This is a genomic window from uncultured Maribacter sp. (assembly GCF_947500985.1).
Classification (GTDB): domain Bacteria; phylum Bacteroidota; class Bacteroidia; order Flavobacteriales; family Flavobacteriaceae; genus Maribacter.
Window position 1 is genome coordinate 61,826 of sequence record NZ_CANMTX010000010.1, and the last position, 13,051, is coordinate 74,876.

Consider the following 13,051-nt stretch of genomic DNA (forward strand, 5'->3'; position numbering starts at 1 on the left):
TATATGGTTTAAAATAATTAGTAAACAATTGACCAACATTCGATGAAAAGATTAGAAAAGATAAAGACCAATATTCTTCGTATTTCTATCGGTGTTGTGTATCTAATTTTTGGGTTTATAAAATTTATTCCACACTTGAGTCCGGCAGAAGATTTAGCTACTGATACAATTAGTATTTTAACCTTAGGAATTTTACCCTCGCAAATAGGCTTGATTACATTAGCAATAGGAGAAACTTTAATTGGTATCTTTCTTATAGCAAATTGGAAACCTAGATTATTTATTGGTATCGCTATAATTCATATACTATTTACATTTAGCCCACTATTCTTATTACCTGAAGAAATTTTTGGCAAAGGCGAATTAGTATTCACCCTAGCAGGACAGTACATTTTTAAAAACATCATTATTTTAAGCGCCTTAATATCGTTGAAAATTGATTTAGATATTAATCTAAGAAGAAAAGCCAATCTAGCATCATCTTCAAATAAATTAGTTGCTATTAAAAATTAATGATATAAATCTTTTAAGTCGGCGTCGCAAAGGGAACAAAACAAATCATTTAATTTTTGGCAAACGTCATAAAAAAAACGTTCCCCTTTTTCTGCAGTAGCAAACTCCGGATTACCAATACCTGTATCGCTACTTACCTTAGACCACTGTCTTTCTGCCCAAGCCCAACCTTCATTAAATGCTTCTATTTTGAATGACTTAGCACTACCACTACCCCATTTCTCTTTTGGTTGAACTAAATCAGGTCTCAAATAAAGCATCAAGCTCGTTTCCATTTCATCGGCATGATCACCCGCTTCTTGAAAATATTTAGATTTATCTAACATTGGCGGAAAAAAGCAAAAGCTTATAAACATGTCTGGAAACATCAAGCCCAACTCTCTTACAAGAGGCTTGAAATTATTACCACCATGACCATTAAAAAGCAGCAATTTTTTAATGCCTTGTCTATTTAACACCGTCACCAAATCTTTTAGAATAGCCAATTGCGTTGACGGATTTAGATTCATATCTAAATAAATGTCACTTTGACCTGTATTTACACCATAAGGAATCGTTGGCAATACTATCACCTTCTTACCTTTGTCCCAGGCGATTTTAGCAGCTGATTCAACCATACTTTGCGCTTGATAGTTATCTGTACCATATGGTAAATGATAATTATGTGCCTCTGTAGCACCCCAAGGCAAAACTGCCAATTCTATTTGTTCATCTTTTAAATGTTCCCAGTTCGTTTCGGCAAGTACATAAGGTCTAATCATAGTATTAAAGATACTATTAAAGCATAAAAAAACCCTTGAAATTAATCAAGGGCTCCTATATTTTTTTGATAAATATGGTTTAATAAATCTGATTTACAAGACTTTCTTACCAGATATGATATTGTAAAGAATAACAATAACTGCAATCACCAATAGAATATGTACTAAACTACCGGTTGCAAGTCCAGGAACAATTCCTAACATTCCCAATAACCATATAATTATACAAATAACCGCTACTAACCATAATAGACTTCTCATAATGTGTTTTTTTAGATTGTTTATATGACAAAAATATAGGGATTACCTCTGTATGCTTAACTCAAATAAATTGATTACTAGCTCAAAATCAGAACAATAATCAGTATATACACAATCAAAAACACTTATAATCTGTAATTTACACCAACTTTTCTTTAAAAAACTCAATGGTACGTGACCAAGCAAGTTCTGCCGCAGGCTCATCATATCTTGGTGTAGATGTATTATGAAAACCATGGTTTACCTCTGGGTAGAAATAGGCAACATTCTCTTTACCAAGTTCATTCAGCGCCTTTTCATAAGCTGACCATCCGGAGTTTACACGTTCGTCTAAACCCGCATACTGCAACATTAAAGGTGCATTAATATTTTCTATGCCTTCTGTTGGCTGACCGCCATAAAAAGGTACTGCAGCTGCCAAATCTGGTACTTTTACTGCCATCATATTAGAAATCCATCCACCGAAACAAAAACCTACAACTCCTATCTTACCATTACAATCTTCATGATTTTTCAAATATTCAAATGCCGCTATGAAATCTTCTAACATTTCATCTCTATCTCGGGTTTTCTGCATTGCACGACCTTCATCATCATTACCTGGGTAACCACCAAGCGGACTCAAAGCATCTGGTGCAATAGTTATAAAACCAGCCAAAGCTGCTCTTCTCGCTGTATCTTCTACATACGGATTTAAACCTCTATTTTCATGAACCACTACGATACCTGGCAATTTACCGTCTGCCGATTTTGGCTTGGATAGTAATGCATTAATTTTGCCACCGCCTTTAGAAGAATCATAAGTAATAAAACCCGAATCTAAATCTGGATTATTTTTATCTACCAAGAAGGTATTCTCATAATCGGGCATCAAAAAACTCATTAATGAAGGCACTGTTAGACCGCCTACAGCATACATTGACAATTTCTGCACAAAGTCTCGGCGTTCTAGTTTATTATGTGCATAGGCATCATAGAGGTCAAATACCTCTTGCTTGATATCTTCTTTTTTAAGTGGTTTCATTTTCTTAGCTTTTTTGTTCTATTTAAAAGTACGAAAACAACATGATTACATAAATACTTTTAACAATAGAAAAAGCCTCATTCCAATAATATAGGAATGAGGCTTTCGTAATTTATAGAATGAAATGTTAACCTAAACTAGCTAAACTTTTCTCTAAAGTTTCAATTTTAGCTTCAGCATCTGCCAATTTTTGGCGTTCTATAGCAATTACCTTTTCGGGTGCATTGTTTACAAATCGCTCATTAGAAAGCTTTTTCTGAACCGATACTAAGAATCCTTTAGTATATTTTAGCTCTTCATTAATCTTAACGATTTCAGCTTCAATATCAATGGCACCTTCCATTGGCACAAAGTATTCGTTACTTTTTACACGAAAAGTCAATGCGCCTTCTAATTGTTCATTTATATAACTGATTTCTGAGACATTGGTCAACTTAGAAATCACAACATCCCAACGGTTGCTTGCTTCTTCAGAATTTAGAACTGACAACTCCAATGCTTCTTTCATTGGAATGTTTTTGTTCTTACGAATGGTTCTCACACCTGCAATCACCTCTGTAGCAAAATCAAACTGCGTAATTAATTCTTCATCAATTTTACCTACTGTTGGCCATTTTGATATCACCAATGCCTCGGTCTTGTCTCTTTTTGCAATATGCTGCCAAACTTCTTCTGTCAAAAATGGCATAAATGGATGCAACAACTTCAAGTTCTGTTCAAACAATTGAATTACCTTGTCATAAGTTGCTCTATCTATTGGCTGTTGGTAGGCAGGTTTAATTATCTCTAATAACGAAGAGCTATAATCATCCCAAACCAATTTATAAATAGACATTAAAGCATCTGAAATACGGAACTTACTAAAATGATCTTCTATCTCTAATAATGTCTTATTCAATTTAGACTCATACCACACTAAACCAAGCTTTGAAGCTTCTGGTTGCGGAATATCTGCTATTTCCCAACCTTGTACTAGCCTAAATCCGTTCCAGATCTTATTGGCAAAGTTTTTTCCTTGCTGACATAAATCTTCATCGAACATTAAATCATTACCTGCAGCAGCAGACATCAGCATTCCTACACGAACGCCGTCTGCACCATAATCTTCGATTAACTTTAAAGCATCAGGCGAATTACCTAACGACTTAGACATTTTTCTACGTTGCTTGTCTCTCACCAATCCCGTGAAGTAAACATTTTCAAAAGGCTTCTCGCCTCTAAATTCATAACCGGCAACAATCATTCTTGCTACCCAGAAAAATAAAATATCTGGACCAGTTACTAAATCATTTGTTGGGTAGTAATAGTTTATCTCTTCATTATCTGGTTCTAAAATACCGCCGAATACACTCATTGGCCACAACCACGATGAAAACCACGTATCTAGAACATCGGCATCTTGGCGTAAGTCACTTTCTTGTAAATCTGACTTACCAGATTTTTCTTTTGCAAGTTTCAATGCATCTGCTACGTTTGCAGCTACTACGAAATCTTCTTGACCATCACCAAAGTAGAAAGCTGGTATTTGCTGACCCCACCATAATTGTCGAGAAATATTCCAATCGCGAACATTCTCCATCCAATGACGGTATGTGTTTTCAAATTTCTTTGGATGCAGTTTTACATCGCCACTTTCCATCACTGCTTCTAAAGCCGGTTTTGCCAAATCTTCCATTTTAAGGAACCACTGATCTGACAATTTAGGTTCAATAACAGCCTTGGTTCTTTCTGAAGTACCTACTTTATTAATGTGAGTCTCGGTCTTAACCAAAATACCTAAACCTTCTAATTCTTTAGAAATCTCTTTTCTAACAACAAAACGATCTTTACCCTCATAATGCAATCCAAAACTATTTAAGGTCGCATTATCATTGAAAATATCGATAGTTTCTAAATTGTGTTTTTCACCAAGTGCTTTATCGTTGATATCATGTGCAGGCGTTACTTTTAAACATCCTGTACCAAATTCAATATCAACATACTCATCTTCAATTATAGGTATTACTCTATTACAAATAGGAACAATTACCTTTTTACCTTTTAGATGTGTGAATCGTTCATCATTCGGGTTAATACATATAGCAGTATCACCTAATATTGTTTCTGGTCTTGTGGTTGCAATCGTTACTTTTTCGTCAGAACCCTCAATAGCATAGGATAAATAATATAACAACCCTTGTTTTTCTTCATAGATAACCTCTTCATCTGACAAAGTTGTTTGAGCTTCTGGATCCCAATTCACCATTCTATACCCACGGTAAATCAAGCCTTTGTTGTAAAGGTCTATAAACACCTTGATGACACTATCATAGCGCTCTTGATCCATGGTGAACGCAGTACGGTCCCAATCGCAAGAACAACCCAATTTTTTCAACTGCTCTAGAATGATTCCGCCATATTCATTGGTCCAATCCCAAGCATGTTTTAAAAACTCATCTCTTGTAAGATCGTTTTTATTGATGCCTTGTTCTTTTAATTTAGCAACAACTTTTGCTTCTGTAGCAATAGAGGCATGGTCTGTACCAGGCACCCAACATGCATTTTTACCTAAAAGACGGGCTCGTCTGATCAACACATCTTGTATGGTATTGTTCAGCATGTGCCCCATATGTAATATACCCGTTACGTTTGGCGGTGGTATTACAATACTATAAGGTTCTCTGTCATCTGGTACAGAATGAAAGTAACCGTTTTTCATCCAGTAATCATACCAATGAGATTCTGTGGACTGCGGATTATATTTTGAAGGAATTTCCATTTTTTGGAACAGTTTTTGAATAATAATAAAATAGGTTATTAAAAATAAAGCCGAACTGACATTCTAACGGTCATTTCAGCTGAATTTTACCTAAACATAAATACGAAACAAAAATAAGTAACGTTAGAGTATAACAAAAGGATTTTGAGGTTGATCTGAAAAGATTTAATTTTGACTTCCACCCAAAATTAAAAATGATGAAAAAAATAGTACTTGTATTATTTATTGGCCTGCTAGGATTTAGCTTAACTGCTCAAGATACCGCAGCCAAAATCGAATTTAAATCTGAAACTGTAGATTACGGCGAAATCGCTAAAGGATCTGACGGAGTAAGAGTTTTTGAATTTACAAACACTGGTTCTGCACCACTTATTATTAGTAAAGTAAGTTCTAGTTGTGGTTGTACAATTCCGAAAAAACCAGAAGATCCAATTTTACCAGGTAAAACAGGTGAGATTCAGGTAAAATATGATACCAATAGAGTTGGTCCGATCCGTAAAGCAATTACGGTAATATCTAATGCTGACACTCCTACCAAGGTTTTAAAAATCAAAGGAGAAGTTCAAGCTACTACTGGTACCAAATAATAGAACTTTTTATAAAACGAAAAGCCCAACTGAGAAGTTGGGCTTTTTTTTATGCTTTATTGTTCATCAAACAAAGGTTTTAGAACAAAACTAAAAAGCAGATCGTTATCATAGCGCTCCACCAATACCTTCACCCGTTTGTCTTTTTTGAAATTAAGCATATGCATAACATCTTGTAGTTTATACCTGTGGATGCGTTTGCCATTTACTGCCAAAATAATATCTCCTTCTCGTAAGCCCGCGGAATGTGCCGGACTCCCTTGACGTATTCCTGAAACAATTATTTCTGGCACTAAACTTAATCTTGTAGCGCCCTGAAGAATAATTTGCACATCGCCATAAGTCTTGGCACTGCTATTTAACACACCATTTGAATCGGTAATTCGTTCTGAAACATAACGCATACCTGCATGCTGCAAATCAATTCCGCTAATGTTATATTGAAAGAGTTTGCCAAAATTGGCATTCTTGGTCATAATTAATTTTTCATTCTTATAATCGAATACAACATTAAAACGCTTAATAACCTCGCCACCCAAGCTTCCGTTTCTACCTCCAAAATCTGAAATAGTTGTAAAAGTCTCCATATCTGGAAAAGCCGCCTTGGCATCACTCAATACAAAATCTGCAATCTTTAAATGACTGATTTTTGTTCGCTTGCCAAAAATATCACCAGCAAGACCTTTTCCTAAAAAATCTTGATAATGCTTTTCGGGTAATTGAATTCTTTCATCTTCAAACAGCCAAACCGCATCGCTACTACCAGTATCCAATAACATTTTTACAGGTATCTCCTCATTTTTACCAATCATCACAAAAGCATCTAAATATGCCTTCTTTTTAATGACCGACATATCTACAACTCTAGTATTCTTGGACTTTCTGTATTTATATAGCTCTGGATCATGAAATTTGATGGTTTGCTTTACGTAATTAATATCGACAACAAAATCTCGAAATAAGTCATAACCTATAATACCATGAACAGGTACACCCAAACTGGTCGAGAAATTAATGCCCGCATCCATGACGACATAAATGTTCTGGGAAGTGTTTTTAACATTACCGAGTTGAACAAAATTTCCGGTTGATTTTAATGCATTGATAGGGTCGCCATCCCCTAGTCCATTAATTGTAATTTCAGTAACGTTATTTAACTGAATAGAATCTTGATCAGCCAAATTGAATAATATGGGTGTACCAACACCAGAATCTAACACGAAAGATAACTCCGTACCATTAACATCAATAGGTATGACTATTAGATTGTTAATGAGTTCAAATTTGACTTTATGAAATTTCTTTCCGGCAGGTAATTGATAAACTTGCGCTATTCCTGAAAAGGAAAAACAATATGACAAAAGAAACAGTAGAACGGTGTATTTTCGTAACATAATCTGTATGAATTAGTTAACCCCTTTTAAGATACACAATAATTTGATACGGTACCTAATTTTAACTAGATAGGTAAAACCAAATAAAAGCCTAATTACTTTGTAAGAACCATAATCATTTATCACTTTTGTGAAAAATTCAATTTATATGCCATCTGTTTCAAACAAGGGGCTTACCATGCCTCAATCGCCCATAAGAAAATTAGTTCCGTTTGCTGAAAACGCAAAAAAAAGAGGAGTTAATGTCATTCATTTGAACATTGGGCAGCCAGATATAAAAACACCGCAACAAGCTTTAGAGGCTGTAAAAAACAATAACATTAATGTATTGGAATACAGCCGTACCGAGGGCTCTGAGGCCTTTAGAACAAAAATTGCGAAGTACTATCTTAAAAATGACATACCTGTAAGTGCTACAGATATTATTGTTACTACTGGTGGCTCTGAAGCATTGTCTTTTGCAATGAATACCATTGCAGATACAGATGACGAAATTATAATTCCTGAACCTTTTTACGCAAACTATAATGGGTTTGCCACTGCTTGTGGTGTAACAGTTGTTCCTGTTGTTTCAAAAATTGAAGATAACTTTGCTCTTCCACCTATTGAAGATTTTGAAAAATTAATTACGCCTAGAACCAAAGCTATATTAATATGTAACCCTGGTAACCCAACGGGATACTTATATAGCAAAGAAGAAATTCAAAAATTAGCTGCATTAGTTAAAAAGCACAATATTTATCTAGTTGCCGATGAAGTTTATAGAGAATTTACATATGATGATAAAACTCATGCTTCAATATTAAAAGAAGAAGGTTTAGAGGAACATGCCATTGTTATTGATTCGGTTTCTAAAAGATATAGCATGTGTGGTGCACGTATTGGCTACCTAGTATCAAAGAACAAAGAATTTATTGCTACGGCAATGAAATTTGCACAAGCAAGATTATCGCCACCTACATACGCACAAATAGCAAGTGAGGCAGCTTTAGATACTCCAGATAGTTATTTTGCCGAAGTAAAAACAGAATATGTTGCTAGAAGAAATATTCTTATTGCTGAGTTAGAGAAAATTGAAGGTATTAAAATAGCAAGACCTCAAGGTGCATTCTATTGTATAGCGGAACTACCTATAAAAGATGCAGATCATTTTGCACAATGGCTATTAGAAGATTTTAATATGGATAATGAAACTGTTATGGTAGCGCCTGCAGCAGGATTTTATGCTACTGAAGGCTTGGGTAAAAACCAAATAAGAATTGCCTATGTACTTGATCAAAAAAGTTTAAAAAGAGCTGTTCAAATATTAAAAGAAGCGCTTAAAAGCTACAAGGGTTAATGATTGTACATGAACACTTTTCTCTAAAAAACTACAATACTTTCGGTATTGATGCTACAGCAAGATTTTTTGTCGAAGTGAGCTCTGTGGAAGAATTACAAGATGTATTAGGTAATCAAGATTATGATAGAAAAATTGTAATTGGTGGTGGTAGCAATATGTTACTTTCTGATCGTATTGAGGCATTGTTTATTCATGTAGCTTTGAAAGGAAAGAAAATTATATCAGAATCTACCGACAGTGTGCAAGTGAAGGTAATGGCAGGTGAGAATTGGCACGAGCTGGTCATGTGGACTCTTGATCATAATTTTGGAGGATTAGAGAACATGTCTTTAATACCTGGTAACACAGGTACTGCTCCTATACAAAATATTGGCGCATATGGTGTTGAATTAAAAGATTGCTTCGTTAGCTGTGAAGCTATAAAAATTGAGGACCAGCAATTGGTAACGTTAACTAAAGAAGAATGTAAGTTTGGTTATCGAGATTCGTTTTTTAAGAATGAAGGAAAAGATCAATTCGTTATCACATCGATCACTTTTTCATTTACCAAAACAGATCACAAAATAAATTCTGGTTACGGTGCAATTGAAGGACAATTAGAAAAAGAATCGATTGTAAACCCAACTATTAAAGATATATCTAATGCAGTTATCGCTATTAGACAACAAAAATTGCCCGACCCGAAAATTTTAGGTAATAGTGGCAGTTTTTTTAAAAACCCAATAGTCGAAAAAGAAATATTTGAAGATTTTACTTTAAAGAATCCTAATGCTCCTTTTTATAAGGTAACTGATGATTTATATAAAATTCCCGCAGGTTGGTTGATTGAGCAATGCGGTTTTAAAGGAAAACGCTTTGGTGATGCCGGGGTTCATAAAAATCAAGCTTTAGTACTTGTAAATTATGACAATGCAACCGGAAAAGATATTTTAGATTTAGCAGCAAATATTATTGATGCCGTGAAATTGAAATTCAATATAGAGATAAGTCCAGAGGTTAATTTAATAAAATAACCCCTGTAAAAAATTACAGGGGTTATTACCAAACCAAACCAACCAAAACAAAGTGGGCAGTTACCAGCCGACCACTTATTCAATATATATTTTTAGAAAACGCATCCTTAACAATCAATTTTATAATTTAGCGTTTAATCATATACGGTTCAATCTTTGCATTTGGATGTCCATTATAAAAAAATATGCACATCTTTTAAATTATGAGCACTCTATTAGAAAATCATATTGTTGAATTATTACAAGAAAGAAACGAAAAAGCGATTTCTCTCTTGTACGATAATTATGCTGACACCCTACTAGGTGTGGCGAACAAGGTTGTGCGTGATCCCGATTTGGCTCAAGATGTAGTTCAAGAATCTTTTGTGAAGATTTGGAAAAAAGCGGATACATACGATCCTAAAAAAGCGAAACTTTTTACTTGGCTTTTTAGAATTACACGAAATACCGCTATTGACAAATTAAGAAGTGTCAACACAAAATCTGATAAAGAAATCCAAATAGACGTTTCTGACGTATATACTTTAGGCGTAGAAAGTACAAGACCTGAGTTAATGGATGTAAGAGAACATCTAGACAAAATTGAAGATAAGTATCAAATTGTTTTGGAAGCTCTTTTCTTTCAAGGTATGACCCAACAGGAAGCAAGTGACGAGTTGGATATTCCCTTAGGAACTATTAAATCTAGACTTAAAATTGGATTACGTGAATTAGGCAAAATCTATGGTCCTGCCGTAGTTGCCATGTTATTAAATTTCGTATTATGAAAGACAAAATAAGAATTTTCCTTGATTCTGATTTATTAGAAAAGTATCTATTGGGAACAACTACCGAGTTGGAAAACCTTCAGGTAGAGCGCTATATTGCCATGTACCCAGAGGTAAGGGAAACATATAGCGAATTACAGGATAATCTTGAAATTTTTGCTAAGCTGCATGCAATTGAAGCCCCACAAGGTTTAAAAGACAAAATCAACTCTAGAATAAGAGCGGAACGTAAGGGTAGAAAAAGATTTTACAGCTACGCTATTGCAGCAAGTATTACAGCTATTATGTTTATCGGTATCTCTACCTTTTTCTGGAATCAAAACCAGAGTTTGCAAGAAGAGAACAGTGTTGTTAGCAATAAGATAAAATTGCTTGAAGAAAACATGAAAGAGCAGTTAGAAGATGTACGTAACCAGTTTATCGTTCTAAATAATCCTCAAACTAAAAAATACAACGTAAAGGGTAACCAAAAAGCAAAAGACTTAAAAGCTGTTGCCTACATAAACCCTGTAAAAAAGCTATCTTATATAAACGTTAGCAAATTACCTCATATTCCAGAAAGTCAATGTTTTCAAATGTGGGCAGAGGTTAACGGTAAAATGATTAACTTAGGTATTATAGAAGAAGCCGGTGACCAACAAAAATTATTAGCATTACCATATGCAGAAAATGCCGTTGGTTATATTACAATTGAGCAAAAAGGTGGTAATCATGCACCTAGTGTAGAAAACATAGTGGCGAATATAGCTTACTAATGCTAACACACATAAAGTATTCTTAAAGCCCCATTATTGGGGCTTTATTTTTTATCTTTGTTTAAAATTTAGCACATGAAACTAGTATTATTAACCATTGGGTTGTTAGCATTGGCTTTTGCGGGTATCGCAATTAAAATATGGTCTAAAAAAGACGGAGAGTTTGCAGGAACTTGCGCAAGTCAAAGTCCTTTTTTGAATCAAGATGGCCAAGCCTGTGGTATGTGTGGCAAAATGCCAAGTGAACAAGATTGTAAAAAGGATATGATTACCGAGTAATCAAAATTACTTATCTTAACATTACGCATACCAAAATCATTTTTTGAATAAAACAGACACTTTAGAAGAAACAATACAAAAAGCGAAAGAAGGCAAGCAAATTGCTTTTAGTCGCTTATTAGATATGTTTTGGAATGATGTTTATGGCTTTCAATTAAAGCGTACCGAAAATGAGAATGATTCTGAAGATATTACCATTCAAACTTTTTCTAAAGCTTTCGATAAGATAAAGACTTATAACGATTCGTACGTATTTAAAACTTGGTTGATTGCTATTTCTAAAAACATACATATCGATTTAGTTAGAAAGCGAAAAAAGAGCTTATTAGATTCTAGAAGTAATTCTGAAGTAATAACAAGCGCCCTAGATGCTTCACCTTCAATGGAAGACCAATTGATTCAAGAACAAAATTTAGCCGATTTACTTAGAGATATTAAAAAACTAAAACCTCATTACCAAGCCGTTATCAATCTTAGGTATTTTAATGAGTTAAGTTATGCTGATATTGCCACTCATTTAAACGAACCCATCAACAGTGTTAAAGTAAAATTGCTAAGGGCAAAAAAATTACTTTCTGAAATTATCAAAGACAGAAAGTAAAATATAATTCAATTAGAAATTTCTCATAATTTAGAACTCATTTGTGTAGCACGTAATTCTGCGTTATCCACACTTTTTTAGTTCGTATATTTGTATAAAATTTAGAGCATGTCTACAGTTTTAAAAGAAAATATTGCCCCACCAAAAGGTAAACCGAAATGGCTTAGAGTTAAATTACCTACGGGTAAGAAATACACTCAACTTAGAGGTCTGGTAGATAAGTATGACCTACATACTATTTGCACTAGTGGTAGCTGCCCTAACATGGGCGAATGCTGGGGTGAAGGTACCGCAACTTTTATGATACTAGGTAATGTTTGTACTAGATCATGCGGATTCTGCGGTGTTAAAACCGGTAGACCTGAAAATGTAGATTGGGCTGAACCTGAAAAGGTTGCTAGATCAATAAAAATTATGGGTATTAAGCACGCTGTAATTACATCTGTCGATAGAGATGACCTTAAAGACATGGGTTCTATCATTTGGGCAGAAACAGTGAAGGCGATACGTAGAATGAATCCTACTACAACTTTAGAAACTTTAATACCTGACTTTCAAGGCATAGAAAAGCATTTAGATAGAATTGTAGCGGTTTCTCCAGAAGTTGTTTCACATAATATGGAAACTGTTAAAAGACTTACTAGAGAAGTACGTATACAAGCAAAATACGAACGTAGTCTTGAAGCGCTTAATTACTTAAAAAAGCAAGGTATCAACAGAACTAAATCTGGTATTATGCTAGGTCTTGGTGAACACGAAGATGAAGTTATTACCACATTGGCAGATTTGCGTAATGCAGATGTTGATGTTGTTACTATCGGTCAGTACTTACAGCCATCGAAAAAACATCTTCCTGTTAAAGAGTTTATTACTCCAGAACAGTTTAAGAAATATGAAGATATAGGTCTTGAAATGGGATTTAGACATGTTGAAAGTGGCGCCTTAGTTAGATCTTCTTACAAAGCACACAAGCATATTCTATAATTGCTATCAAGA

The 13,051-nt window shown here is 34.5% G+C and carries 14 protein-coding genes; 9 read left to right on the forward strand and 5 right to left on the reverse strand.

Features of this window, described 5'->3' with window-relative positions; all coding sequences use genetic code 11:
- Nucleotides 1-42 precede the first annotated feature (42 nt).
- Nucleotides 43-513 (forward strand): doxx family protein, encoded by a 471-nt coding sequence (locus Q0871_RS16915; protein WP_299325773.1) that lies wholly within the window; start codon nucleotides 43-45, stop codon nucleotides 511-513.
- Here Q0871_RS16915 and Q0871_RS16920 read toward each other — a convergent pair.
- From Q0871_RS16920 to Q0871_RS16935, 4 genes are all read right to left on the reverse strand, one after another.
- Nucleotides 510-1,274 (reverse strand): creatininase family protein, encoded by a 765-nt coding sequence (locus Q0871_RS16920; protein WP_299325775.1) that lies wholly within the window; start codon nucleotides 1,272-1,274, stop codon nucleotides 510-512. The genes Q0871_RS16915 and Q0871_RS16920 overlap by 4 nt on opposite strands.
- Before the next feature lie 93 nt (nucleotides 1,275-1,367).
- The gene (locus tag Q0871_RS16925) at nucleotides 1,368-1,535 is read right to left on the reverse strand and encodes a lmo0937 family membrane protein (protein WP_027067903.1); all 168 of its coding nucleotides are present in this window, start codon (nucleotides 1,533-1,535) and stop codon (nucleotides 1,368-1,370) included.
- Nucleotides 1,536-1,674: 139 nt separating this feature from the next.
- Nucleotides 1,675-2,559 (reverse strand): dienelactone hydrolase family protein, encoded by an 885-nt coding sequence (locus tag Q0871_RS16930; RefSeq protein ID WP_299325783.1) that lies wholly within the window; start codon nucleotides 2,557-2,559, stop codon nucleotides 1,675-1,677.
- A gap of 127 nt (nucleotides 2,560-2,686) precedes the next feature.
- Nucleotides 2,687-5,317, reverse strand: a complete 2,631-nt coding sequence (locus Q0871_RS16935; RefSeq protein WP_299325785.1) for a valine--tRNA ligase — start codon at nucleotides 5,315-5,317, stop codon at nucleotides 2,687-2,689.
- A gap of 197 nt (nucleotides 5,318-5,514) precedes the next feature.
- Here Q0871_RS16935 and Q0871_RS16940 point away from each other — a divergent pair, with 197 nt between their 5' ends.
- Nucleotides 5,515-5,904, forward strand: a complete 390-nt coding sequence (locus Q0871_RS16940) for a DUF1573 domain-containing protein (protein WP_299325787.1) — start codon at nucleotides 5,515-5,517, stop codon at nucleotides 5,902-5,904.
- 56 nt (nucleotides 5,905-5,960) lie between these two features.
- On the opposite strand, the gene Q0871_RS16945 is transcribed toward Q0871_RS16940, so the two are convergent.
- A complete protein-coding gene (locus Q0871_RS16945; RefSeq protein WP_299325788.1) occupies nucleotides 5,961-7,298 on the reverse strand; it encodes an aspartyl protease family protein in 1,338 nt (445 codons plus the stop codon).
- Between the two features lie 148 nt (nucleotides 7,299-7,446).
- On the opposite strand from Q0871_RS16945, the gene Q0871_RS16950 reads away from it, so the two are divergent.
- From Q0871_RS16950 to lipA, 7 genes are all read left to right on the forward strand, one after another.
- Nucleotides 7,447-8,637, forward strand: coding sequence for a pyridoxal phosphate-dependent aminotransferase (locus tag Q0871_RS16950; protein WP_299325789.1), 1,191 nt, complete (start codon nucleotides 7,447-7,449; stop codon nucleotides 8,635-8,637).
- Entirely contained in the window at nucleotides 8,637-9,653 is a 1,017-nt protein-coding gene (gene murB, locus Q0871_RS16955) for a UDP-N-acetylmuramate dehydrogenase (protein ID WP_299325790.1), read from the forward strand. Before Q0871_RS16950 ends, murB begins: the two co-directional genes overlap by 1 nt.
- 203 nt (nucleotides 9,654-9,856) lie before the next feature.
- Complete coding sequence (locus tag Q0871_RS16960; RefSeq protein WP_299325791.1) at nucleotides 9,857-10,420, forward strand: sigma-70 family RNA polymerase sigma factor; 564 nt, start codon at nucleotides 9,857-9,859, stop codon at nucleotides 10,418-10,420.
- Nucleotides 10,417-11,175 carry an anti-sigma factor gene (locus Q0871_RS16965; RefSeq protein WP_299325792.1) on the forward strand — a complete coding sequence of 253 codons (759 nt, stop codon included), beginning with the start codon at nucleotides 10,417-10,419 and terminating at the stop codon, nucleotides 11,173-11,175. The genes Q0871_RS16960 and Q0871_RS16965 overlap by 4 nt, the downstream gene beginning before the upstream one ends.
- A gap of 75 nt (nucleotides 11,176-11,250) precedes the next feature.
- A complete protein-coding gene (locus tag Q0871_RS16970) occupies nucleotides 11,251-11,454 on the forward strand; it encodes a membrane or secreted protein (RefSeq protein WP_073247251.1) in 204 nt (67 codons plus the stop codon).
- Between the two features lie 43 nt (nucleotides 11,455-11,497).
- Nucleotides 11,498-12,055: a sigma-70 family RNA polymerase sigma factor gene (locus Q0871_RS16975; protein ID WP_299325797.1), complete on the forward strand. Its 558-nt coding sequence runs from the start codon at nucleotides 11,498-11,500 to the stop codon at nucleotides 12,053-12,055.
- Nucleotides 12,056-12,163: 108 nt separating this feature from the next.
- Nucleotides 12,164-13,039, forward strand: a complete 876-nt coding sequence (gene lipA / locus Q0871_RS16980) for a lipoyl synthase (protein WP_299325799.1) — start codon at nucleotides 12,164-12,166, stop codon at nucleotides 13,037-13,039.
- Nucleotides 13,040-13,051: the final 12 nt, after the last annotated feature.

What these genes read in the sequence shown, in the direction of transcription:
- Q0871_RS16935 (WP_299325785.1), bottom strand. Translation starts at nt 5,317, where the DNA reads ATGGAAATTCCTTCAAAATATAATCCGCAGTCCACAGAATCTCATTGG.
- Q0871_RS16960 (WP_299325791.1), top strand. Translation starts at nt 9,857, where the DNA reads ATGAGCACTCTATTAGAAAATCATATTGTTGAATTATTACAAGAAAGA.
- Q0871_RS16970 (WP_073247251.1), top strand. Translation starts at nt 11,251, where the DNA reads ATGAAACTAGTATTATTAACCATTGGGTTGTTAGCATTGGCTTTTGCG.
- Q0871_RS16920 (WP_299325775.1), bottom strand. Translation starts at nt 1,274, where the DNA reads ATGATTAGACCTTATGTACTTGCCGAAACGAACTGGGAACATTTAAAA.
- Q0871_RS16945 (WP_299325788.1), bottom strand. Translation starts at nt 7,298, where the DNA reads ATGTTACGAAAATACACCGTTCTACTGTTTCTTTTGTCATATTGTTTT.
- murB (WP_299325790.1), top strand. Translation starts at nt 8,637, where the DNA reads ATGATTGTACATGAACACTTTTCTCTAAAAAACTACAATACTTTCGGT.
- Q0871_RS16930 (WP_299325783.1), bottom strand. Translation starts at nt 2,559, where the DNA reads ATGAAACCACTTAAAAAAGAAGATATCAAGCAAGAGGTATTTGACCTC.
- Q0871_RS16950 (WP_299325789.1), top strand. Translation starts at nt 7,447, where the DNA reads ATGCCATCTGTTTCAAACAAGGGGCTTACCATGCCTCAATCGCCCATA.
- Q0871_RS16925 (WP_027067903.1), bottom strand. Translation starts at nt 1,535, where the DNA reads ATGAGAAGTCTATTATGGTTAGTAGCGGTTATTTGTATAATTATATGG.
- Q0871_RS16965 (WP_299325792.1), top strand. Translation starts at nt 10,417, where the DNA reads ATGAAAGACAAAATAAGAATTTTCCTTGATTCTGATTTATTAGAAAAG.
- lipA (WP_299325799.1), top strand. Translation starts at nt 12,164, where the DNA reads ATGTCTACAGTTTTAAAAGAAAATATTGCCCCACCAAAAGGTAAACCG.
- Q0871_RS16940 (WP_299325787.1), top strand. Translation starts at nt 5,515, where the DNA reads ATGAAAAAAATAGTACTTGTATTATTTATTGGCCTGCTAGGATTTAGC.
- Q0871_RS16915 (WP_299325773.1), top strand. Translation starts at nt 43, where the DNA reads ATGAAAAGATTAGAAAAGATAAAGACCAATATTCTTCGTATTTCTATC.